At 70.0% G+C, this 22,632-nt stretch carries 16 protein-coding genes; 10 read left to right on the top strand and 6 right to left on the bottom strand.

What is annotated here, in order from left to right; genetic code table 11:
* Position 1 precedes the first annotated feature (1 nt).
* The 5 genes from IE325_RS18660 (at position 2) to IE325_RS18640 (ending at position 5,434) form a co-directional block, all read left to right on the top strand.
* On the top strand, positions 2 to 1,759 hold the full coding sequence (locus IE325_RS18660; protein ID WP_190071073.1) for an SDR family oxidoreductase: 1,758 nt from the start codon (positions 2 to 4) through the stop codon (positions 1,757 to 1,759).
* Between the two features lie 92 nt (positions 1,760 to 1,851).
* Positions 1,852 to 2,766, top strand: a complete 915-nt coding sequence (locus IE325_RS18655) for a MerR family transcriptional regulator (RefSeq protein ID WP_229911884.1) — start codon at positions 1,852 to 1,854, stop codon at positions 2,764 to 2,766.
* A 122-nt stretch (positions 2,767 to 2,888) separates the two neighbouring features.
* Positions 2,889 to 3,437 carry an RNA 2'-phosphotransferase gene (locus IE325_RS18650; protein ID WP_190071072.1) on the top strand — a complete coding sequence of 183 codons (549 nt, stop codon included), beginning with the start codon at positions 2,889 to 2,891 and terminating at the stop codon, positions 3,435 to 3,437.
* 89 nt (positions 3,438 to 3,526) lie between these two features.
* Positions 3,527 to 4,429 (top strand): LLM class flavin-dependent oxidoreductase, encoded by a 903-nt coding sequence (locus tag IE325_RS18645; protein WP_190071071.1) that lies wholly within the window; start codon positions 3,527 to 3,529, stop codon positions 4,427 to 4,429.
* A 117-nt stretch (positions 4,430 to 4,546) separates the two neighbouring features.
* The gene (locus tag IE325_RS18640; RefSeq protein WP_190071070.1) at positions 4,547 to 5,434 is read left to right on the top strand and encodes a Cof-type HAD-IIB family hydrolase; all 888 of its coding nucleotides are present in this window, start codon (positions 4,547 to 4,549) and stop codon (positions 5,432 to 5,434) included.
* Between the two features lie 3 nt (positions 5,435 to 5,437).
* On the opposite strand, the gene IE325_RS18635 is transcribed toward IE325_RS18640, so the two are convergent.
* From IE325_RS18635 to IE325_RS18620, 4 genes are all read right to left on the bottom strand, one after another.
* Positions 5,438 to 6,493, bottom strand: a complete 1,056-nt coding sequence (locus IE325_RS18635; RefSeq protein WP_190071069.1) for a M23 family metallopeptidase — start codon at positions 6,491 to 6,493, stop codon at positions 5,438 to 5,440.
* Between the two features lie 178 nt (positions 6,494 to 6,671).
* The gene (cydD, locus tag IE325_RS18630) at positions 6,672 to 10,160 is read right to left on the bottom strand and encodes a thiol reductant ABC exporter subunit CydD (protein WP_190071068.1); all 3,489 of its coding nucleotides are present in this window, start codon (positions 10,158 to 10,160) and stop codon (positions 6,672 to 6,674) included.
* Positions 10,161 to 10,172: 12 nt separating this feature from the next.
* On the bottom strand, positions 10,173 to 11,177 hold the full coding sequence (cydB, locus tag IE325_RS18625; protein ID WP_190071067.1) for a cytochrome d ubiquinol oxidase subunit II: 1,005 nt from the start codon (positions 11,175 to 11,177) through the stop codon (positions 10,173 to 10,175).
* 20 nt (positions 11,178 to 11,197) lie between these two features.
* Complete coding sequence (locus IE325_RS18620) at positions 11,198 to 12,706, bottom strand: cytochrome ubiquinol oxidase subunit I (protein WP_190071066.1); 1,509 nt, start codon at positions 12,704 to 12,706, stop codon at positions 11,198 to 11,200.
* Between the two features lie 143 nt (positions 12,707 to 12,849).
* Here IE325_RS18620 and IE325_RS18615 point away from each other — a divergent pair, with 143 nt between their 5' ends.
* The gene (locus IE325_RS18615) at positions 12,850 to 13,278 is read left to right on the top strand and encodes a cyclophilin-like fold protein (RefSeq protein WP_190071065.1); all 429 of its coding nucleotides are present in this window, start codon (positions 12,850 to 12,852) and stop codon (positions 13,276 to 13,278) included.
* An 18-nt stretch (positions 13,279 to 13,296) separates the two neighbouring features.
* Here IE325_RS18615 and hisC read toward each other — a convergent pair whose 3' ends face one another.
* Entirely contained in the window at positions 13,297 to 14,376 is a 1,080-nt protein-coding gene (gene hisC / locus IE325_RS18610; RefSeq protein ID WP_190071064.1) for a histidinol-phosphate transaminase, read from the bottom strand.
* 452 nt (positions 14,377 to 14,828) lie between these two features.
* On the opposite strand from hisC, the gene IE325_RS18605 reads away from it, so the two are divergent.
* From IE325_RS18605 to IE325_RS18595, 3 genes are all read left to right on the top strand, one after another.
* A complete protein-coding gene (locus tag IE325_RS18605; protein ID WP_190071063.1) occupies positions 14,829 to 15,941 on the top strand; it encodes a LacI family DNA-binding transcriptional regulator in 1,113 nt (370 codons plus the stop codon).
* Between the two features lie 253 nt (positions 15,942 to 16,194).
* Entirely contained in the window at positions 16,195 to 17,289 is a 1,095-nt protein-coding gene (locus IE325_RS18600) for a metallophosphoesterase (RefSeq protein ID WP_190071062.1), read from the top strand.
* 193 nt (positions 17,290 to 17,482) lie between these two features.
* Positions 17,483 to 18,352 (top strand): hypothetical protein, encoded by an 870-nt coding sequence (locus IE325_RS18595; RefSeq protein ID WP_190071061.1) that lies wholly within the window; start codon positions 17,483 to 17,485, stop codon positions 18,350 to 18,352.
* Between the two features lie 143 nt (positions 18,353 to 18,495).
* Here the strand turns inward: IE325_RS18595 and thiC are convergent, their stop codons facing one another.
* Positions 18,496 to 20,298, bottom strand: coding sequence for a phosphomethylpyrimidine synthase ThiC (thiC, locus tag IE325_RS18590; protein ID WP_229911865.1), 1,803 nt, complete (start codon positions 20,296 to 20,298; stop codon positions 18,496 to 18,498).
* A 610-nt stretch (positions 20,299 to 20,908) separates the two neighbouring features.
* Between thiC and IE325_RS18585 the strand changes: the two genes are divergently transcribed.
* The gene (locus IE325_RS18585) at positions 20,909 to 22,480 is read left to right on the top strand and encodes a YibE/F family protein (RefSeq protein WP_190071246.1); all 1,572 of its coding nucleotides are present in this window, start codon (positions 20,909 to 20,911) and stop codon (positions 22,478 to 22,480) included.
* The last annotated feature ends 152 nt before the right edge of the window (positions 22,481 to 22,632 follow it).

The raw sequence follows: 22,632 nt of genomic DNA, 5'->3' as shown, positions 1-22,632 counted from the left end.
GGTGACCCTTCAGAGCGCGCGTGAGCGCCGGGTGCGGACCGGCGGGGTCGAGCTGTGCGTCGCCGAGCTGGGCGAGGTCGGCCAGCCGACGGTGATCCTGGTGCACGGCTATCCGGACAGCAAGGAGGTGTGGTCCGAGGTCGCGCCGCGGCTCGCCGACCGCTTCCATGTCGTGCTGTACGACGTCCGGGGCCACGGCCGGTCGACGGCGCCGAAGCCGCTGCGGGGCGGGTTCACCCTGGAGAAGCTGACGGACGACTTCCTCGCCGTCGCGGACGCGGTCAGTCCGGACCGGCCCGTGCATCTGGTGGGGCACGACTGGGGCTCGGTGCAGTCCTGGGAGTTCGCCACGGTCAAGCGGACCGAGGGCCGCATCGCGTCCTTCACCTCGATGTCCGGGCCGTCCCTGGACCACTTCGGCCATTGGATCAACGGCCGCCTGAAGCGCCCCACCCCGCGCCGCGTAGGCCAGCTCCTCGGCCAGGGCGCCAAGTCCTGGTACGTCTACGCACTGCACACGCCCGTGCTGCCCGAACTGGCCTGGCGCGGCCCCCTCGGCAAGCACTGGCCGCGCATCCTGGAGCGCGTCGAGAAGGTCCGCGCCGACGACTACCCGACCTCGTCCCTGCCGACGGACGCCGCGCACGGGGCATGGCTGTACCGGGACAACGTACGGGCCCGACTGCGCCGCCCGCGCGCGGACGCGTACGCACACACGCCCGTGCAGCTCATCACGCCCCTGGGGGACGCCTTCCTGTCGGAACGGCTCTACGACGAACTGGAGCTATGGGTTCCGCAGTTGACCCGGCGCACGCTTCCGGCGAAGCACTGGATCCCGCGCACGCGCCCCGACCAACTGGTGGGGTGGATCACGGAGTTCGTGACCTCGGTGGAGGGCGGACGCCCGGAAGGGGTGACGGCGAGCGGGAAGTACGCCGATCGCTTCGGCGGTCAGCTCGTCCTGGTCACAGGTGCCGGGAGCGGCATCGGACGGGCGACGGCGTACGCGTTCGCCGAGGCCGGCGCGCGCGTGGTGGCCGTGGACCGGGACGCGGAGTCCGCGGGCCGCACCGCCGAGATGTCCCGGCTGATCGGGGCGCCCGAGGCCTGGGCGGAGACGGTCGACGTCTCCGACGAGCAGGCCATGGAGAAGCTCGCCGCGCGCGTGGCCGCCGAGTACGGCGTGGTGGACGTCCTGGTGAACAACGCCGGCATCGGCCTGTCGGGGTCCTTCTTCGACACCACACCGGAGGATTGGAAGAAGGTCCTCGACGTCAATCTGTGGGGCGTCATCCACGGCTGCCGGCTCTTCGGCAAACAGATGGCCGAGCGCGGACAGGGCGGCCATATCGTCAACACCGCGTCGGCGGCGGCCTATCAGCCATCCAAGGCGCTGCCCGCCTACAGCACCTCCAAGGCGGCCGTACTGATGCTCAGCGAGTGCCTGCGCGCCGAGCTGACCGACCAGGGCATCGGCGTCAGTGCCGTATGCCCGGGCCTGGTCAACACCAACATCACCTCGACCGCGCACTTCGCCGGCGTCGACGCCGAGGAGGAGAAGCGGCGCCAGAAGAAGTCCGCGCGGTTGTACGGGCTGCGGAACTATCCGCCGGAGAAGGTCGCCGACGCGATCCTGCGGGCGGTGGTGCGCGGCGAGGCCGTCGTTCCGGTGACGCCGGAGGCGCGCGGGGCGTATCTGATGTCGAGGTTCACACCGAAGGCGCTGCGCAGGATCGCGCGGTTGGAGCCACCGTTGTGAGTGAGCCCAGCCCCTTGGCCCTCCAGCGCGGTGCCGTCGGCCACTCGCCCGTCGGCGCCACGTCCGGCGGCCCGGCCCCGTCCGCCTACCGGATCGAGGACCTCGCGCACCTCAGCGGCGCCACCGTCCGCACCATCCGCGCCTACCAGGACCGCGGCCTGCTCCCCCGCCCCGAGCGCCGGGGGCGTGCCAACGTCTACGCGGACGCCCATCTAGTCCGTCTGCGCCAGATCGCCGACCTCCTGGACCGCGGCTACACCTTGGCCTCCATCAAGGAACTCCTGGAGGCCTGGGACGCCGGTCGCGGCCTGGGCGGCGTGCTCGGCCTGGCCGCCGAGGTGGACGGGCCATGGACCGACGAGGAGTCGGTACGGATCTCCCGTGCCGAACTCGACGAGCGCTTCGGCGGCGTCCAGGACGACGCGGCGGTGGCCGAGGCCGTGGAGCTCGGCGTGCTGGAACCGGCCCCCGGCGCCCCGGACTCGTTCGTGGTGCCGAGCCCCCAAGAGCTAGCCGTGGCAGTGGAGTTGCACGCGGCCGGGGTGCCGCTGTCCGCGATCGCGGGCCACCTCAGGGAGTTGAGGGGCCAGGTCGAGCACATCGCCGCCCGTTTCCTGGAGTTCACCACCGAGCATGTCTTCGCCCGCTACCTCGACGGGCCGGACGACCGGACGGACGCCGACGCCGCCGAAGCGGCCGTCCTCGTACGACGACTGCGCCCGCTCGCCCAGCACACGGTGGACGCGGAACTCGCCCGCGCGATGCGCCTGTTGGCGGTGCGGCACCTGCGACAGCACCTGAGTGCGGACGAGGATACACATCTACGCAAAACCACGCGAAATGTATCGATCTCCTCGGAGACAATGCAGGCTGTGGAGGCCTTGGTTGGCCAGGAGCAGGCCGTGGAGTTCATCGCGATGGCCGCCGAAAGGGAGGTGCGGGCGCGGGCCTTGGACCGGCTCGCCGCAAATCACAGCTCATCAGCTGATCTTGACGAAACCCCTTGAAACGGCGGCTCGTTGTCCACAGAATCGCCAATCCCCCTGTGGATAACCGTACTTGGCTGTGGATCAAACATCGGCAGCCAAATCATTCGCGTGATTGTCGTCGCTCCCGTCAGGCTGGTGGCATGGACGAAAGACGCACCGTAAAGGTGTCGAAGTACCTCTCGAAGCATCTGCGGCACCAGCCCGAGCGCATCGGGCTGACCCTCGACGAGAGCGGCTGGGTCGAGATCGACCAGCTGATCGCCGCCGCGACCGCACACGGATTCCGGTTCACCCGGGAAGAGCTGGACCATGTGGTCGCCGCCAACGACAAGAAGCGCTTCGCGATCGAGGGCACCCGGATCCGGGCCAGCCAGGGCCACAGCATCGACGTCGACCTCGGGCTGCCCCCGGCGACGCCGCCGCCGTATCTGTACCACGGCACCGTGGCCCACAACCTGGACGCGATCCGCAGCGAGGGCCTCAGGCCCATGAACCGGCACGACGTGCACCTCTCGGCCGACCGCGAGACCGCGACCCGGGTCGGCGCCCGACGCGGCCGCCCGGTCGTCCTCTCCGTGGACACCGGCGCCATGCACCGCGACGGACACGTCTTCCACGTCAGTGCGAACGGGGTGTGGCTGACGAAGGCCGTACCGCCGGAGTATCTGCGCTTCCCCGAGGGGCACTGACCTCGACGGGTCGCCCTCACTGCGTGGCCGGGCAGCCGCACGCAGTGACTGTTTCACGTGAAACCCATTCGGCCGCATACGCTCGACGCATGAGTCTGCGCCTGAGCACCGTGATCCTCCCGTACCGCCGCTGGTCCGAGGGGGGTCGCCAGGCATGGACACACGCGGAGCAGCTCGGCTTCCACACGGCGTACACCTACGACCATCTGTCCTGGCGCACCTTCCGGGACGGCCCGTGGTTCGGTGCCGTGCCGACGCTGACGGCCGCTGCGACGGTCACCGACCAGCTGCGGCTGGGCACGCTGGTGACCTCGCCGAACTTCCGGCATCCGGTGACCCTCGCCAAGGAGCTGATCTCCCTCGACGACATCTCGGAGGGGCGGATCACGCTGGGCATCGGCGCCGGTGGCACCGGCTTCGACGCCACCGCGCTCGGCCGGGAGCCCTGGACGCCGCGTGAGCGTGCCGATCGGTTCGCCGAGTTCGTCGCGCTGCTGGACCGGCTGCTGACCGAGGACTCGGTGTCGTACGAGGGTGACTTCTACTCGGCGCACGAGGCGCGCAACATCCCGGGCTGTGTGCAGCGGCCCCGGCTGCCCTTCGCGGTCGCCGCGACCGGCCCGCGCGGGCTACGGCTGGCGGCGCAGTACGGGCAGGCCTGGGTGACCACGGGCGACCCCAAGCTGTATGAGAACGGCACCTCTGAGCAGTCGGTTCAAGCCATTCGCGGACAGGTCGGGAAGCTGTCCGACGCGTGCGCCGCGATCGGTCGGGATGTGGCCGAGCTCGACAAGATCCTGCTCACCGGGTTCACCCCGGACCGTGGCCGGCCGCTGGAGTCCCTCGACGCGTTCGTGGACTTCGCGGGGCGCCATCAGGAGCTCGGATTCACCGAGATCGTGGTCCACTGGCCGATCCCCGACTCGGACTTCGCGGCCGACGAGAAGGTCTTCGAGCAGATCGCCATGGAGGCGGGGGCACAGCTGCGGTGACGTCCGCTCGGCAGGTACGTCAGTGCTGGTGAGGAGGCTGTCGGCGGTGTTTCCAGGGACGTGATCTCCCCAGCTGCCGCCTCAGATGTGCGGACTGCCGCACGGGCGTGCAGGCATATGCGGGAGAATGACCGGGTGACCTCAGCGACTCGACAGCCCCAGAACCCGGCCGCCGCAGTGCGCCCCCGACTCATCGCCACCGACCTCGACGGCACTCTGCTGCGGGACGACAAGTCGGTCTCCCCCCGCACGGTGGCCGCGCTGGCCGCCGCCGAGGAGGCGGGCATCGAGGTGTTCTTCGTCACCGGCCGGCCCGCGCGCTGGATGGACGTCGTCAGCGATCACGTCCATGGTCACGGCCTCGCGATCTGCGGCAATGGCGCCGCGGTCGTCGACCTGCACGGCGGCCCCGGTGCCCACCGGTTCGTGAAGGTGCGGGAGCTGGCGCGGAAGAACGCGCTGGACGCCGTACGGCTGCTGCGGGACGCGGCGCCGGGCACGGTGTACGCGGTGGAGCAGACGTACGGCTTCTACCAGGAGCCGGACTATCCCAAGCTGCACATGGAGATACCGGACCAGCTCGCGCCGGCCGAGGACCTGCTGGCGGCGGACGCCCCCGGCGCCGATGAGCCGGTGCTCAAGATCCTCGCCCACCACCCCACGCTCGACCCCGACGCCTTCCTCACCCTCGCCCGCCTCGCCATCGGCGACCGCGCCAACGTCACCCGCTCCAGCCCCAGCGCCCTGCTGGAGATCAGCGGCCCCGGTGTCTCCAAGGCCAGCACCCTCGCGCTGTGCTGCGCCGAGCGCGGTATCTCGCACGAGGAGGTCGTGGCCTTCGGGGACATGCCCAACGACGTCGAGATGCTGACGTGGGCGGGCCGGTCGTATGCGATGGGCAACGCGCATCCGGATGTGATCGCGGCCGCGTCGGGGCGCACGGTCGCCAACAATGAGGACGGGGTCGCGGTCGTGATCGAGCAGATGCTGATGGAACAGCCGTAGTCGTCACCCGAGCGGCACTCCCCGCTCCGACAGCCACGGCACCGGATCCACCGCCGAGCCCAGCTCCGCGGTGATCCGCACCTCGAAGTGCAGATGCGGGCCGGTGGAGTTGCCGGTCGTGCCGGACTGGCCGATCCACTGCCCCGTGTCGACGCGTTCGCCCTGGTCGACGGTGACGGAGGCGAGGTGGGCGTACTGCGTGTAGTAGCCGTCCGTGTGCTGGACGACGACCTCCATGCCGAAGGCGCCCGCGCAGGACACCTTGACCACGCGCCCGTCCCCGGCCGCCCGCACCGGCGTGCCGATCGGCACCGCGAAGTCCTGCCCGGTGTGCCGGTTCGCCCACCGCGACCCACCGCTGCCGAACCCCGCGGACAGCTCGTACGACTCCACCGGCGTGACCCACGCGCTGGTGAACTCCTTCTGCTTCTGCTCGATCCGGACGGCACCGGGGCATGAGCCGGCGGCCACGGACGCGTCGGCCTCTCCCTGCAACTGCCACCGTGCCTCGTCGAGCTTCTGCTCGATGCCGCTCTTCAGCTCGGCGAGCTCGGCGTTGCGCCTCTCCAGTCGCCGCCAGGCCGCCGCGGCCTTGGCCTCGTCCTTGATGAGCTGGGTCTCGGCGCGACGGCTCTTCTCGATGGCGTTGCCGACGGCCAGGTTCGTCTGCGAGAACACATGCTGACCGCGCATGAGCTGCTCAGGGCTCGACGCGAGGATGAGCTGCGCGGTGAGCGGCATGCCCCCGCTGGTGCGGTACTGGGCCCGTGCGATCCGGCCCAGATCCTCCCGCAGCACGCCGATCTCCCGCCGCTCCCGGTCGAGCAGCCCCTCGATCCGCTGCGCCTGTGCCCGCTGCCCCTCGGCCTCCTGCCGCCCCCTCTCGTACCGCTCCGTCGCCCGCGCCGCGTCCTCGTAGAGCCGCACGACCCGCGCGCTCAGGCCCAGGTCGCCGGTGTCGTCGCCGTCGCCGATGGCTCCGGCGGGCCGGGCCACGAGCAGGGTGAGCGCGCACAGCAGCGCCGGAACGGCCATGAGGCGGCGGCAATGTGAGCGCATGCCAGCGATCCTGGCCTGTGGTGGGGCCAGGAGCCTGTTCAGGTCGTACGCCTGGGGGACGTTTTGCTGCGGACGGGTCAGTACGCCTATTAACGCGGGCAGGGCGAGAGCGGCTCAACGCCGGCTGGGGAGAGCCGCAGCGGGAACGGGCCGCCGGACCGATGCGTGGCCCCGGCCGCTACGGCGCCCCCACGAGCAGATCCGCCGCCGTCTCCCGCTCAACCATCCTCCGCAGCGGCCCGTCCACGGCGGCCAGCTCCGCGAACGCCCCCCGCTGCGCCACACGCCCCTCCGCCAGGACGACCACCTCGTCCACGGCTTCCAGCCCGGCCAGGCGGTGGGTGATGAGCAGTGTCGTACGGCCCTCGGTGGCGGCCAGCAGGTCGGCGGTGAGGGCGTCGGCGGTGGGCAGGTCGAGGTGCTCGGCGGGCTCGTCGAGGACGAGGACGGGGAAGTCGGCCAGCAGGGCGCGCGCGAGCGCGAGCCGCTGCCGCTGACCGCCCGACAGCCGTGCCCCGTGCTCGCCCACGAGCGTGTCGAGGCCGTCGGGCAGGCCGTCCGCCCAGTCGAGCAGCCGGGCGCGGTCGAGCGCGTCGCGCAGTTCGGCCTCGGTGGCGTCCTTCTTGGCGAGGAGCAGGTTCTCGCGCACGGAGCTGTCGAAGAGGTGCGCGTCCTGCGCGCACAGCCCGACGAGCCGCCGTACGTCGTCGCCGTCCAGCGCGTGGGCGTCCACGCCGCCCAGCGTGTACGAGCCCGCGTCCGCGTCCAGGAAGCGCAGCAGCACCTGCGCCAGCGTCGTCTTGCCGGACCCGGACGGCCCGACCACGGCGATCCGGCGGCCCTCCTGGAGGGTCAGGTCGAGACCGGCGAGCGCGTCCCGGTCCTGGCCGGCGTGACGGGCGGTCAGCCCCTTCAGAGCGACCGGGAACGGCGATGCGGGCGCCTGCCGGGGGTGCTCCGGCTCCCGTACGGGTTCGGGCGCGTCCAGCACCTCGTACACGCGCTCGGCGCTGCGGCCCACCCGCTGCCGGTACTGCACGGCGAGCGGCAGCCCCAGGACGGCCTCGAAGGCGGCCAGCGGGGTCAGGACGACGACGGCCATCGTCACGCCGCTCAGCCGCCCGTCGACGACTGCCTGGGCGCCCACGAGGGCGGTGGCGGCGACGGTGAGCCCGGAGATCAGGGCGGTGAGTCCGTCGCCGAGCGCGGTCGCGGTGGCGGCGCGCGAGGCGATCCGGGTGAGCGCACCGTCGGCCCGGCGTGCCTCGGCCGTACGGCTGGGCAGCGCGCCCGCGACGGTCAGCTCCGCGGTGCCGGTGAGCAGATCCGTCACGCGGGTCGCGAGGGCGCCACGGGCGGGGGCCAGCCTGCGCTCGGCGCGGCGGGCGACGGCGGCCGTGACGAGCGGGACTCCGACGCCGGCCGTGAGCAGTCCGGCCGCGAGCACGGCACCGGCCTCGGGCAGCAGCCAGGCGGTGAAGCCGACGGCCCCGGCGGAGACGACGGTCGCGGCGGCCGCGGGCAACAGCCAGCGCAGCCAGTAGTCCTGCAGCGCGTCCACGTCCGCGACGAGCCTCGACAGCAGGTCGCCCCGGCGTGTGCCACGCAGGCCCGCGGGCGCCAGCCGCTCAAGGCGCCGGTACACGGCGACCCGGGTGTCGGCCAGCATCCGCAGCACCGCGTCGTGCGACACCAGCCGCTCGGCGTACCGGAACACGGCGCGTCCGATGCCGAAGGCCCGCGTCGCGGTCACGGCCACCATCAGATAGAGCACGGGCGGCTGCTGCGAGGCCCGTGAGATGAGCCACCCGGACGTGGCCATGAGCCCGACGGCACTGCCGAGCGCGAGGCTGCCGAGCAGCAGCGCGAGGGCGAGACGGCCACGCCGGGGGCCGGACATGGCGCGGACTCGGGCGAGGACACCCCGCCCATCTGTCGCGAGCGGCACGGCCTCGGCGTCCTCCGAAGTGGCGGCTTCCCGCTCGATCGGACGGTCGACGGCGATCTTGGCCAGGGCCTCGGCACGCACGGGTTCCTCGGCCTCAGCGAGCCGCACCACCCGGTCCGCCACTCCCAGCAACGCCGGCCGGTGCACGACCAACAGCACCGTCCGCCCCACCGCCAGCCTGCGCACGGCCTCCACGACCTCGGCCTCGGTGGCCCCGTCGAGCGCGGCCGTCGGCTCGTCGAGCAGCAGTACGGGCCGGTCGGCGAGGAACGCCCGCGCCAGCGCCAGCCGCTGCCGCTGCCCCGCGGACAGCCCGGTCCCGTCCTCACCCAGGGCGGTGTCGACGCCCTCGGGCAGCGCGTCCACGAACTCCAGGGCTCCGGCGTCGGCCAGCGCCCGCCGTACAGCCACGTCGTCCGCGTCGGGGCGCGCCAGCCGTACGTTCTCAGCGATCGTCCCGGCGTAAAGATGGGGCCGCTGCGGGACCCAGGCGATCCGCGAGCGCCACTGCGCCAGGTCGAGCCCGGCGAGATCGGCTTCCCCGACCAGCACTCGCCCCTCGGTCGGCCGCACGAACCCCAACAGCACGTTCAGCAGCGTCGACTTGCCCGCGCCGCTCGGCCCGACCAGGGCGACCGTCTCCCCGGGCTCGACGGCGAAGGACACGTCCGACACGGCGTCGGCGGACCGACCCGGGTAGCGGACCGAGACGCCCTCGAACGTCATCGCCCCCGCCGGTACCGGCGCGTCCCCCGACTCCGGTGCCGGTGTCTCCAGGACCTCGAAGATCTCCTCGGCGGCGGCCAGCCCTTCGGCCGCCGCGTGGTACTGCGCGCCCACCTGCCGCAGCGGCAGATAGGCCTCGGGTGCCAGCACGAGGATGACCAGGCCGTCGTACAGGTCCATCTCGCCGTGGACGAGCCGCATGCCGATCGTGACGGCGACCAGGGCCACGGCCAGCGTCGAGAGCAGTTCCAGGGCGAAGGACGAGATGAACGCGATCCGTAGAGTCCGCATGGTCGCCCGGCGATACTCGCCGGTGATGCGCCGGATCGAGTCGGCCTGGGCCTTGGCTCGGCCGAACACCTTGAGCGTCGGTAGTCCGGCGACGACGTCCAGGAAGTGCCCGGAAAGCCGGGACAGCAGCCGCCATTGACGATCCATTCGGGACTGTGTGGCCCAGCCGATCAGCATCATGAAGATCGGGATGAGGGGGAGGGTGCCGACGATGATGGCCGCCGACACCCAGTCCTCGGTCACGATCCGCGCCAGCACCGCCACCGGCACGACCACCGCCAGCCCCAACTGCGGCAGATAGCGCGAGAAGTAGTCGTCGAGGGCGTCGACCCCCCGGGTGGCGAGTGCGACCAGCGATCCGGTCCGCTGCCCGCTCAGCCACCCGGGCCCCAGCTGGGCGGCACGCTCCAGCAACCGCCCCCGCAGCTCGGACTTCACCGCCGCGCTCGCGCGGTGGGCGGCGAGCTCGGTGAGCCAGGCCACCACCGCACGGCCGCCTGCGACGGCCACCAACAGCAGCAGGGGAGTGCGCAGTTCGGCGGCCGACATGCCGTGCTGGAACGCCCCCACCACCGCCTCGGCGATGAGCATCGCCTGGGCGATGACCAGTGCCGCACCGATGGCACCCAGGCCGACGACCGCGATCAGGAAGAGGCGGGTGGCGCGGGCGTATCGGAGGAGACGCGGGTCGATTGGTTTCACGTGAAACACACCTCAGTGCACGGTCTCAGCGATGTGCTGTGTACCGATCCGCTTGCGGAAGACCCAGTAGGTCCAGCCCTGGTAGAGCATCACGATCGGCGTGGCGATGACCGCGCACCAGGTCATGATCTTCAGGGTGTAGGGGCTCGACGATGCGTTGGTGACCGTGAGGCTCCAGTCCGCATTGAGCGAGGACGGCATGACGTTCGGGAAGAGCGTCAGGAAGAGCATGGCCACGGCGGCCACGATGGTGACGCCGGAGAAGGCGAACGACCATCCCTCACGCCCGGCCTGGTTCGCCGCCAGTGCCGCGAGCAGCGCCGCGACGGCCACGACGAGGGCGACGAGGCTCTGTCCGTCGCCGTTCTCGACCTGCGTCCAGAGCAGGAAGATGGCGGCCACCACGGCGGTCCCGAGACCGAGCCACAGCGCCAGCCTCCGCGCCCGCTCCCGGATCTCCCCCACGGTCTTCAGCGCGGTGAACACCGCACCGTGGAAGGTGAACAGCGACAGCGTCACCAGACCACCGAGGAGGGCGTACGGGTTGAGCAGATCGAGGACGGTGCCGACGTACTCATGGCTCGCGTCGATCTTCACGCCCCGCACGATGTTGGCGAAGGCCACGCCCCACAGGAACGCCGGAAGCAGTGAGCACCAGAAGATGGCCTGCTCCCAGTTGCGCTGCCAGTTCTCCTCGGGCCGCTTCGCCCGGTACTCGAAGGCGACGCCACGGACGATCAGGCAGACCAGGATGAACAGAAGCGGCAGATAGAAGCCGGAGAAGAGCGTGGCGTACCACTCGGGGAAGGCGGCGAACGTGGCGCCGCCCGCCGAGAGCAGCCACACCTCGTTGCCGTCCCAGACGGGGCCGATGGTGTTGATCAGCACCCGCCGCTCGGGCCGGTCGCGGGCGAGCAGCTTGGTGAGGACGCCGACCCCGAAGTCGAAGCCCTCCAGGAAGAAGTAGCCGATCCACAGGACGGCGATCAGGACGAACCAGACGTCGTGAAGTTCCATGACAGTGCAGCTCCCTCTGCCTAGTACGAGAAGGCCATCGGCTTGTCGGCGTCAGGGGAGTCGCCGCCGATCTTCTTGGGCGGGTTCAGGTCGGCTTCCGTCAGCTCGGGCGGGCCGGCCTTGACGTACTTCGCGAGGAGCTTGACCTCGACGACGGCGAGGATGGCGTAGAGCGTGGTGAAGACGATCATCGAGGTGAGGACCTCGCCCTGGGAGACACCGGGGGAGACCGCGTCACGGGTGCGCAGCACGCCATAGACGACCCACGGCTGGCGGCCCATCTCGGTGAAGATCCAGCCCCAGGAGTTGGCGATCAGCGGGAAGGCCAGGGTCCAGATCGCGATGCGCCAGTACCACTTGGTCAGCTTCGGGCCGAGCGCCTTCTTCGGGAGCAGCACCAGATGCGGCACCTCGTCGTCACCGACCCGCAGGTGCTGCGGCAGCAGGAACTTCTTGCGCGTCAGCCAGAGCCCGACCAGGCCGATGGTGAACGACGCCATGCCGAAGCCGATCATCCAGCGGAAGCCCCAGTAGGCGACCGGGATGTTGGGCCGGTAGTCGCCGGGGCCGAACTTCTCCTGCTCGGCCTTGTTGATGTCGTTGATGCCGGGGACGTACGAGGTGAAGTCGTCCTTGGCCAGGAAGGACAGCAGGCCGGGGATCTCTATGGCGACCTTGTTGTGGCCCTTGTCGACGTCACCGACGGCGAAGACCGAGAAGGGCGCCGGCTTCTCGCCGTCCCACAGGGCCTCGGCCGCCGCCATCTTCATCGGCTGCTGCTCGTACATGATCTTGCCGAGCGTGTCGCCGCTGACGGCGGTGAGCAGGCCGCTGATGGCGACGGTGACCAGGCCGAGCCTGAGCGAGGTCTTCATCTCGCGGATGTGCTTCTTGCGCAGCAGATGGAAGGCGGAGATGCCGACCATGAACGCGCCACCGGTGAGGAAGGCCGCCGACAGGGTGTGGAAGGCCTGCGCGAGCGCGGTGTTCTGGGTCAGAACCAGCCAGAAGTCGGTGAGCTCGGCCCGTCCCCTGGCCTCGTTGATCCGGTAGCCGACGGGGTGCTGCATCCAGGAGTTGGCCGCCAGGATGAAGTACGCCGACAGGATCGTGCCGATGGAGACCATCCACATACAGGCCAGATGGATCTTCTTCGGCAGCTTGTCCCAGCCGAAGATCCACAGGCCGATGAAGGTCGACTCGAAGAAGAAGGCGATCAGCGCCTCGAAGGCGAGCGGAGCACCGAAGACGTCACCGACGAAGCGGGAGTAGTCGGACCAGTTCATGCCGAACTGGAACTCCTGGACGATGCCGGTGACGACGCCCATCGCGATGTTGATCAGGAAGAGCTTGCCCCAGAACTTCGTCAGCCTGAGGTACTTCTCCTTCTCCGTGCGCACCCAGGCGGTCTGCAGCCCGGCCGTGAGGGCGGCCAGCGAGATCGTCAGAGGGACGAACAGGAAGTGGTAGACGGTGGTGATGCCGAACTGCCATCGCGCCAGGGTCTCCGGCGCCAGAGCCAGGTCCACGTCGCCGCTCCTTACACTACGCTTGTGAAAGCGTTCACATTCACAAGCAATTATGCAGCACAGGCATTCGGGGCCCTGAAGGGGGGTCCCCCGTTCGGACCAACCCCTTGGCGGGAACTTCAACATATTGTTGAATCGCCTGCATGCAGACGCAGACACCGTTTCAGATACGGATCTCCTGGCCCGCGGGACACGTCACCGCGACCCTGGACGCCACCCCAACCGCGCAGGCCCTCGGCAAGGCCCTCCCGCTCAGCTCCACCGCCCATACTTGGGGCGAGGAGGTGTACTTCGACACAGGAGTGTCCGTTTCACGTGAAACGGACGCCCGCCAGGTGGTCGAGCCGGGCACGGTCGCCTTCTGGACCGACGGCGACGCACTCGCTCTCCCCTACGGGCCCACACCGATCTCGCGAGGCTGGGGGTCCCCCCGAACGGAGTTTGGGGGAGAGTGCCGGCTCGCGAGTCCGTGCAATGTCCTGGGGCGGCTTGATGGGGACGTGCGGCTACTGGCGACGGTGCGGGACGGTGACCCGGTGCGGGTGGAGCTTGTGGACCCGACGGACGCCTAAAAGCACCCTTCGGGGCGCCTAAAGCTCCTTCCGGAACCCTTCCGCCACCTTCAGGAAGATGTCGTTCGCCTCGGCCTCCCCGACCGTGACCCGCACACCCTCGCCCGGGAACGGCCGGATCACCACGCCCGCCTGCTCACATGCCCCGGCGAAGGCGACCGTGCGCTCCCCCAGCCGCAGCCACACGAAGTTGGCCTGGGTCTCGGGCACCGTCCAGCCCTGGGCCCGCAGCCCGTCGACCACGCGGTTGCGCTCACACACCAACGACCCGACCCGGCCGAGCAGTTCGTCCTCGGCACGCAGCGAGGCGATGGCCGCGTCCTGCGCGAGCTGGCTCACCCCGAACGGCACGGCGGTCTTGCGCAGGGCCGCCGCGACCGGCTCCTGGGCGACCGCGAAGCCGACCCGGAGACCGGCGAGGCCGTACGCCTTGGAGAACGTCCGCAGGACACAGACGTTCGGCCGCTCGCGGTAGATCTGCACGCCGTCCGGCACCTCGGGATCCCGGATGAACTCGCGGTACGCCTCGTCCAGCACCACCAGGACATCGCCGGGCACCCGGTCGAGGAAGCGCTCCAGCTCGGCCCGCTTCACGACCGTGCCCGTCGGGTTGTTGGGGTTGCAGACGAAGATCAGCCTGGTGCAGTCGGTGATGGCGGCGGCCATCGCGTCCAGGTCATGCACCTCGCCCGCCGTCAGCGGCACCTTCACGGAGGTGGCTCCGCTGATCTGCGTGATGATCGGATACGCCTCGAAGGACCGCCAGGCGTAGATGACCTCGTCGCCGGGTCCGGCGGTGGCCTGGATTAGCTGCTGGGCGACGCCGACCGAGCCGGTGCCCGTGGCCAGGTGGGAGAGCGGGACGCCGAAGCGCTCGGACAGCTCGTTCATCAGCCCCGTGCACATCATGTCCGGGTAGCGGTTGAAGGACGAGGCGGTGGCCATCACCGTCTCCATCACGCCGGGCAGGGGCGGATAGGGGTTCTCGTTGGAGGACAGCTTGTAGGCCACCGGGCCACCGGCCGCGGCAGGCTTGCCCGGCTTGTAGGTGGGGATCCCCTCCAGCTCGGCGCGCAGCTTGGGGCTCGTCTCGCTCACCGCAGTCCTCCTCGCGACCACCGGCGGCCCATCACCACCGCCGGCTCCAATACTTCTCACCTTATGAGGATTCCGCGCCGATGCGTACAGGTGAGGAAGCGCCGATCCGTACGAGCGGGGCAGACCCGGCTGCCGACCCCACCTGTCACACCTGCATCAGGGGCATCCTCGTACGAAGGCGTACGAACCGGGGGGCGCGCCACACATATATCTACGCGCCGGTGGCTCACTCCGTAGCGCGCATCACCCGTGAAGGTGAGTTGAGACCTCTTCGAAACATCGGACACTTGGCAGGCCCATGCGCGCCGACAAGTCACGTCTTGCCATTGGATCGTTCAACTCCCTTGCTTTCAAAGGAATTTGACGACCAATGACCTTGCAGAAACGTGCCTGTCAACGATTGCATATGCGTCCGCACTACCCCACCGCATGAGCCCTACTATCGGCTCGCCATGACAGCAGCAGGGAAGCACCAGGTGAGCCGCGCGGAAACCTCACGTCGAGGCAGTCGGCCCAGTCGGGCGGGCATCAGAGACGTGGCGGCCGCCGCCGGAGTCTCCATCACGACCGTCTCCGACGCCCTCAATGGGAAGGGCCGGCTCCCCGACGCCACCCGACGCCATGTCCGCGAGGTCGCCGACCGGCTGGGCTACCGGCCCTCGGCCGCGGCCCGAACACTCCGTACCGGCAAGTCGGGACTCATCGGCCTGACCGTGACGACATATGGGGATGAACCTTTCACCTTCACCGAGTTCGCGTACTTCGCCGAGATGGCCCGCGCCGCCACCTCGGCCGCGCTCGCCCGCGGCTACGCCCTCGTGATCCTCCCCGCGACCTCGCGCCACGACGTCTGGTCCAACGTCGCCCTGGACGGCACGGTCGTCATCGACCCGTCCGACCAGGACCCGGTCGTCAGCGAGCTGGTCAGACAGGGTCTGCCGGTCGTCTCCGACGGCCGCCCCGCCGGCTCGCTCCCAGTCACCGCCTGGGTCGACAACGACCACGAGGCCGCCGTGATGGGCATCCTCGACCACCTGGCCGACGCGGGCGCCCGCCGGATCGGCCTGCTGACCGGCACCACGACGGACACGTACACCCATCTGTCGACCACCGCGTATCTGCGCTGGTGCGAACGCGTCGGCCAGGACCCGGTGTACGAGGCCTACCCGGCGCACGACCCATGCGCGGGCGCCGTCGCCGCCGACCGGCTGCTCGCCCGGCCCGACCGACCCGACGCGGTGTACGGACTGTTCGACCCGAACGGCACCGATCTGCTCGCCGCCGCCCGCCGCTACGGTCTGCGCGTACCGGACGACCTGCTTCTGGTGTGCTGCAGCGAGTCCACGGTGTACGCCAACACCGAGCCGCCCATCACCACGCTCTCCCTGAAGCCGCGCCGCATCGGCACGGCGGTCGTGCAGCTGCTCATCGACGCCATCGAGGGAGTCGATTCGGACCAGCCGGTCGAGCAGGTGATACCGACGGAGCTGATCGTGCGTACCTCGTCCCAGCGACGTCCGCCGCGCACGACGGTCAGCCCACCGCGGTCCCCCGAGGACCGGTAACAGCACGCCGAGGCAGGGCACGAGCAGTTCGGGGAGCGCGCCGAGTGTGGTCTTGAGCGCGGTCGTCGAGTGGTCGAAGCCCTGCCCAATCGGGGCGAAAGCCGCGGTGAACAGGAGTCCTGCTCCGATTCACCACCCCTGGGTCATCACATGGCGCGATCGGCATTCCTATGATGGGCCCACGACACTCGCGGGCCGCTGCGACCAGGCAGTCCGATGTGGTGCAGATGCGGCGCGATGGTGGAGGGGTCTGATGACTCAGGGGGCCGGTCAGGGACCCGAGGTGGAGCGCACGGCGACGTTGCGCGACTTCCGGGTGCCCGCTTACGTCCACGAGACCGGTCCGTACGTCCAGAGCACACACCCGGGCGAGGTCGCGCCACCCCCCGTCGCCCCGCCGTCCCCCGAGGAGACCTATCCCGAGGGGTACACGCCGACGCAGCGCGACCTGCCCGTCATCAACCGCGGTGACACGGTCCAGGTGACCGTCGACCCCGCCGCGGTGCCGGTCCCGCAGTCCACGGCCGGGCCGGGTCCGCTGTTCGTCGTCGGTGATGTGCACGGTTATCTCGACGAGCTGGTGGCCGCCCTCCAGGAGAAGGGCCTCATCGACTCGGCGGGGAACTGGTGCGCGGGCACCGCCCGGCTGTGGTTCCTCGGCGATTTCACCGACCGCGGCCCGGACGGCATCGGCGTCATCGACCTCGTGATGCGGCTGTCCGCCGAGGCCGCCGCGGCCGGCGGCTACTGCAAGGCCCTGATGGGCAATCACGAGCTGCTGCTGATCGGCGCCAAGCGGTTCGGCGACACCCCCGTCAACTCCGGCGCGGGCACCGCCACCTTCCAGGCGGCCTGGCTGCTCAACGGCGGCCAGAAGACCGACATGGACCGCCTCCAGGACCACCACCTGCAGTGGATGTCCCGCCTCGACGCCATGGAAGCGGTCGACGGCCATCTGCTCGTGCATTCGGACACCACCGCCTATCTCGACTACGGCGACTCGATCGAAGCGGTCAACGACACCGTCCGCGAGACGCTCACGCGCAACGACGCCGACGAATGCTGGGATCTCTTCCGCAAGTTCACCAAGCGCTTCTCCTTCCGCGACGAGGGCGGCGCCGACCATGTGCGCTCCCTGCTCGATACGTACGGCGGCACCCGCATCGTTCACGGTCACAGCCCCATTCCGTATCTGCTGGGTGAGGTCGGCTCCGAGGACGACGAGGACGACAGCGGACCCGTGGTCGACGGACCGCACGTCTACGCCGAGGGGCTCGCCATCGCGATGGACGGCGGCGTGACCATGGCCGGAAAGCTGCTGGTCCAGCAACTTCCCCTGGATATCTGAACGTTCACCGGGCAGGCGTCCCCCCACCACACAGGGACGGAGGACGGCGCAGGCCAGGGCCCAATTTTGGCAAACCCCCTGTCACCGTGTGCCGTCACCGCTCTACCATCGGCTTATCCGTAGCAGGCTCCCCTCCGTTTCTGCCCGACGGCTCGTTGGCATGCGAGCCCCAAGCCCTACGGAGCATCGGGGGATGCACATGAACAGCGTTCCGCAGCACCTGCACAGTGAGGACCGCCAAGAGTACGAGCGGATCCTCGATGAGGCGCTGCGCTCCGCACCACACCGCCCGGAACTGGCCGCTGTCGGACAGCGGCTGAACCCCGAACAGCTGCGCACCATGGCGCTGAACGCCACCGCACTCATTACGGCGGCCGCGGCGACCGAGTACCAGCACTACGTGAAGGTCCGCGAGGAACTGCGCCAGCCGGCGCCGTCCACCCCGTCGTCCGCCCGCCAGTCCGGCTCCAGCGAGTCGGGTACGGGTGCGATGGGGCTCGCCACCACCATGGGAGAGGTCGCCGAGACGGCCGGGCCCGGAGTCGTCGCCGTGCTCGCCGTCCTGGCACCCGTCCTCGCCGGCACCGCCGCGGCGATCTTCCTGCTCGTCGGCTACATCCTGAAGATGTTCGACCCCGAGCCGGCGTTCGCCCAGACGATGCTCACCACCGGATGGGTGTTCGGCGCCGTGGCGGCGGCAGCGATCCTTCTCGCCGCCGTCGGACTCCTGCTCACCGCCCTGCGCAACCGGCCGGCCTTCGCCGCCGGTCCGTACGGCGAACTGAGCGAGGAGGTGGCCCGGGCCAGGGAAGCCTGGCGCGAGGCCCTGCTGGAGCGCGGCGTCCTGCCTTTCCTACGGGAGGCACTCGCCGACCCCGGCACGGCGGTCGCCCTGCACCGCACGCCACCGACGACACCGGCGGGCCGGATGCCGAACCTCGGCTACGGCCGCCCGGGCTTCAGCAGCCCGGACGACGGATCCTCCACGGGCCCGCGCCCGAGCTACACCAGCCCGGACTACACCAGCCCGGACTTCGGAGGGCCGGAACACCAGCCGGAGTAGCCCCTCGACTTGCGCCCCCGCCGTGAGCGGGCCCCACCGGGGACCCTCCTCCGCGACGGAACCCCGGGGAAACCCCTCGGGGAGGCGCAAGTCGAACAGCACACCAGGCGACGGGCATCGTGCCCGGTGCCGGATCGTCGACGTCAGTCCGCGATCGGCAGATACACCCGGTTGCCCGCCGCCGCGAACTCCTTCGACTTCTGGGCCATGCCCTCCTCGATCTCCGACTTGCTGCCGCCGTGTTGGCGACGGATGTCCTGGGAGATCTTCATCGAGCAGAACTTCGGCCCGCACATGGAGCAGAAGTGAGCCGTCTTGGCGGGCTCGGCCGGAAGGGTCTCGTCGTGGAACTCCCGTGCCGTGTCCGGGTCCAGGGCGAGGTTGAACTGGTCCTCCCACCGGAACTCGAAGCGGGCGTCGGACAGCGCGTCATCCCATTCCTGCGCACCAGGGTGCCCCTTGGCGAGGTCGGCTGCGTGGGCGGCGATCTTGTAGGTGATGACGCCGGTCTTGACGTCGTCACGGTTGGGCAGGCCCAGGTGTTCCTTGGGCGTGACATAGCAGAGCATGGCCGTGCCCCACCAGGCGATCATCGCGGCACCGATGCCGGAGGTGATGTGGTCGTACGCCGGCGCGACGTCCGTCGTCAGCGGGCCGAGCGTATAGAACGGAGCTTCATCACAGATCTCCTGCTGAAGGTCGATGTTCTCCTTGATCTTGTGCATCGGGACATGTCCCGGGCCCTCGATCATGGTCTGAACATTGAAACGCTTCGCGATCTGGTTGAGTTCCCCGAGAGTCCGCAGTTCCGCGAACTGCGCCTCGTCGTTGGCGTCCGCGATCGAGCCCGGCCGCAGGCCGTCGCCCAGCGAGTACGTGACGTCGTACGCAGCGAGGATCTCGCAGAGTTCCTCGAAGTTCTCGTACAGGAAGCTCTCCCTGTGGTGCGCCAGGCACCACGCCGCCATGATCGAGCCGCCGCGCGAGACGATGCCGGTCTTGCGGTTGGCCGTGAGCGGGACGTACGGCAGGCGCACGCCCGCGTGGACCGTCATGTAGTCCACGCCCTGCTCGGCCTGCTCGATGACCGTGTCCTTGTAGATCTCCCAGGTCAGCTCCTCGGCGCGGCCGTCGACCTTCTCCAGCGCCTGGTAGAGCGGCACCGTGCCGATGGGCACGGGGGAGTTGCGCAGCACCCATTCGCGGGTGGTGTGGATGTTGCGGCCGGTCGACAGGTCCATGACCGTGTCGGCGCCCCAGCGGGTCGCCCAGGTCATCTTCTCGACCTCCTCCTCGATGGAGGAGGTGACCGCGGAGTTGCCGATGTTGGCGTTGACCTTCACCAGGAACCGCTTGCCGATGATCATCGGCTCGATCTCCGGGTGGTTGACGTTGGCGGGCAGCACCGCCCGGCCCGCGGCGATCTCCTCACGGACCACCTCGGGAGAGACGTTTTCCCGGATGGCCACGAACTCCATCTCGGGCGTGACCTCGCCCCGGCGGGCGTAGGCCAGCTGCGTGACCGCCTTGCCGTCACGGCTGCGACGCGGCTGGCGCGGACGTCCGGGGAAGACCGCGTCGAGGTTGCGCAGGCCGCCGCGCGGCGAGGTGTGCTTGATGCCGTCGTCCTCGGGACGGACCGGACGGCCCGCGTACTCCTCGGTGTCGCCGCGGGCGATGATCCAGTTCTCCCGCAGCGGGGTGAGCCCCCTGCGGACGTCGGTCTCGGTCAGGGGATCGGTGTACGGGCCGGACGTGTCGTACAGCGTGACCGACTGCCCGTTGGTGAGGTGCACCTGTCGGACCGGCACCCGCAGATCGGGGCGGGTGCCCTCGACATACGCCTTGTGCCAGCCGATGGACTTCCCGGCCTCCGGGGACGTTTCGCCCTGGATGGGCTGTTCGTCCTGGCTGGAGGCAGGCGTGCGCGCGTCCTTGATGGTCATGAGACCTACTCCCTACGCCGGCATTACCCGGTAACAGGTTCGGCGGTCGACGCAGCGGTATCCGTCTGCCGACGTTTCGTGTGAAACATCACTCGCGATGGGTGATGTTTCATGTGAAACATCGCTGGGACGGAGGTCAGCGCCCTCTCAGCCCGGTGCTCCGAGCTCCCGCGTGTACAAAGGTGGCTCCACGCTAGCGTCAATTCGGGCGCGGTGAACAGAGGGCCCCCGTCGTTCTTGCGATGATCGGTCGGTGACCTCGACCCATGAACCCCCGTACCCACCGTCCGAGCCGCCGCGCGGCTCGGGCTCCGGAAGCGGTCCCGGAAACGGCCCCGCGCGTGGCAACGGCCGGGCGGACGGCCGGGGTTCAGGGGGTCCCGGGGGCAGATACGACGAGGGATACGGTGGTGGATACGGCCGTGATGCCGGGGGCGGCCGTGACGGTCACGGAGGTGGGAGCGGCGGGTGGCGCGAGCACGGTCCTCGGGCTGGAGGCGTGCCGGAGCCGCGGGGCGGGGGTGGTGATTGGCGCGAGCCCGGTCCCGGTCGCGGCCCAAGTGGTCCGGATCGTCCAGGTGATCCCGATAGTTCCGGTAGTCCTGGTGGTCTGGGTAGTCCTGGTGGTCCGGATGGTCCGCGTGGTCATGGGTACGGTCATGGCCGCCCCGGCTCCGGCTTCTCTCCCGGTCAAGGGTCAGGCTCCGGCGATCACTCCGGTCACGACTCCGGCGGTGGCCATGGTCACGGTCCGGGATCCGGCGGCCGGCCCGGTGGCGGTGACGATGGCAGTGGCGGTGAGGGACACGGGCACGGGCACTCACACAGTCACGCGCACGGTCCTGCGGCTCCCGTCTCCCAGCATCTGCGCAAGGTCATCGCGGCGGTTCTGATCCCGTTCGCGGCGGCGGTGGTGGTCGGGCTCGTGGTGCTGTGGCCGGGCGGTGCCCCGGGGCACGAGCGCACCGGGGTCGGTTTCGACCGGCAGACGCAGCAGGCCACGGTCACCAAGGTGGTCGAGCTGAGCTGTAAGGACGTCAATGCCTCGGGAGTGCCGCCGACCGGCGACACCTCGACCGCCGAGGGGTCCTCTGCGGTGCAGCAGGAGAGCGGCACCTGCAAGAAGGCGACGATCCGCGTCGACACCGGCGACGACAAGGGCCGTACCTTCACGGAGGTCGTGCAGCCCGACCAGTCGCGGCAGTTGCACGAGGGCCAGGAGGTCGTGGTCGCCTACGAGCCTTCCGCGCCCAAGGACCTCCAGTACTCGGTCACCGACGTGAACCGGCGTGTTCCCCTGGCCGTGCTCGCCGGCATCTTCGCCATCGCCGTCGTGGTCGTCGGTCGTATGCGGGGCCTCATGGCGCTGATCTCGCTGGCGATCAGCTTCCTGCTGCTCAACTTCTTCATCCTGCCCGCGATCCTGCAAGGGTCGAACCCGCTGGTCGTGGCGGTGGTGGGATCGAGCGCGATCATGCTGATCGCCCTGTATCTCTGTCATGGGTTGTCGGCCCGGACATCGGTCGCGGTGCTCGGCACACTGATCTCGCTGTTGCTGATCGGCATCCTCGGCTCGGTGTTCATCGACTGGGCCGCGCTCACCGGCAACACCGACGACAACACGGGCCTCATCCATGGGCTGTATCCGTCGATCGACATGAGCGGTCTGCTGCTCGCCGGCGTCATCATCGGCTCGCTGGGTGTCCTCGACGACGTGACGGTCACCCAGACGTCCGCGGTCTGGGAGCTGCACGAGGCCAACCCGACGATGGGCTGGCGCGGGCTGTACCGGGCGGGTATCCGCATCGGCCGCGACCACATCGCCTCCGTCGTCAACACGCTCGTCCTCGCCTACGCGGGCGCGGCGCTGCCGTTGCTGCTGCTCTTCTCGATCGCGCAGAGCGGTGTCGGCACGGTCGCCAACAGCGAGTTGGTCGCGGAGGAGATCGTGCGCACGCTGGTCGGCTCCATCGGCCTGGTCGCCTCGGTGCCGGTCACCACGGCCCTCGCGGCCCTGGTGGTCTCGGCGGACCGACCGGGGAAGGGAGCGGGCGCGGCGGCGGGCGGCCCCAATCCGGTCCCAGCGGGGGCTCAGTCAGGCCCGGCAGGCGCTCAATCGGGTCCGGCGACCGCTCAGCCGGCTCCGGCGCGCGGAGGACGGGGACGACGCCGGAAGCGCTGACGCCGGGAAGCGACGGGGCGGAGTCGGCGCCGCTCGGAGGCCACGACGCAAGCAGGCGGGCGGGCCTGGAGCCCCCGGCGGATGCAGCAGGCCTCGGAAACCACGGCGGATGCGGCACGCCTCGGAAACCACGACAGAAGCAGCGGCCCTCG

Source organism: Streptomyces lanatus (assembly GCF_014655715.1).
Taxonomy (GTDB): Bacteria; Actinomycetota; Actinomycetes; order Streptomycetales; family Streptomycetaceae; genus Streptomyces; species Streptomyces lanatus.
This window is presented reverse-complemented; position numbering and strand designations above follow the sequence as displayed.

Excerpts from the sequence above, each read along its gene's own strand:
- IE325_RS18650 (WP_190071072.1), top strand. The coding sequence starts at position 2,889 with ATGGACGAAAGACGCACCGTAAAGGTGTCGAAGTACCTCTCGAAGCAT.
- IE325_RS18645 (WP_190071071.1), top strand. The coding sequence starts at position 3,527 with ATGAGTCTGCGCCTGAGCACCGTGATCCTCCCGTACCGCCGCTGGTCC.
- IE325_RS18640 (WP_190071070.1), top strand. The coding sequence starts at position 4,547 with ATGCGGGAGAATGACCGGGTGACCTCAGCGACTCGACAGCCCCAGAAC.
- IE325_RS18635 (WP_190071069.1), bottom strand. The coding sequence starts at position 6,493 with ATGCGCTCACATTGCCGCCGCCTCATGGCCGTTCCGGCGCTGCTGTGC.
- cydB (WP_190071067.1), bottom strand. The coding sequence starts at position 11,177 with ATGGAACTTCACGACGTCTGGTTCGTCCTGATCGCCGTCCTGTGGATC.
- IE325_RS18615 (WP_190071065.1), top strand. The coding sequence starts at position 12,850 with ATGCAGACGCAGACACCGTTTCAGATACGGATCTCCTGGCCCGCGGGA.
- IE325_RS18605 (WP_190071063.1), top strand. The coding sequence starts at position 14,829 with ATGACAGCAGCAGGGAAGCACCAGGTGAGCCGCGCGGAAACCTCACGT.
- IE325_RS18600 (WP_190071062.1), top strand. The coding sequence starts at position 16,195 with ATGACTCAGGGGGCCGGTCAGGGACCCGAGGTGGAGCGCACGGCGACG.
- IE325_RS18595 (WP_190071061.1), top strand. The coding sequence starts at position 17,483 with ATGCACATGAACAGCGTTCCGCAGCACCTGCACAGTGAGGACCGCCAA.
- thiC (WP_229911865.1), bottom strand. The coding sequence starts at position 20,298 with ATGACCATCAAGGACGCGCGCACGCCTGCCTCCAGCCAGGACGAACAG.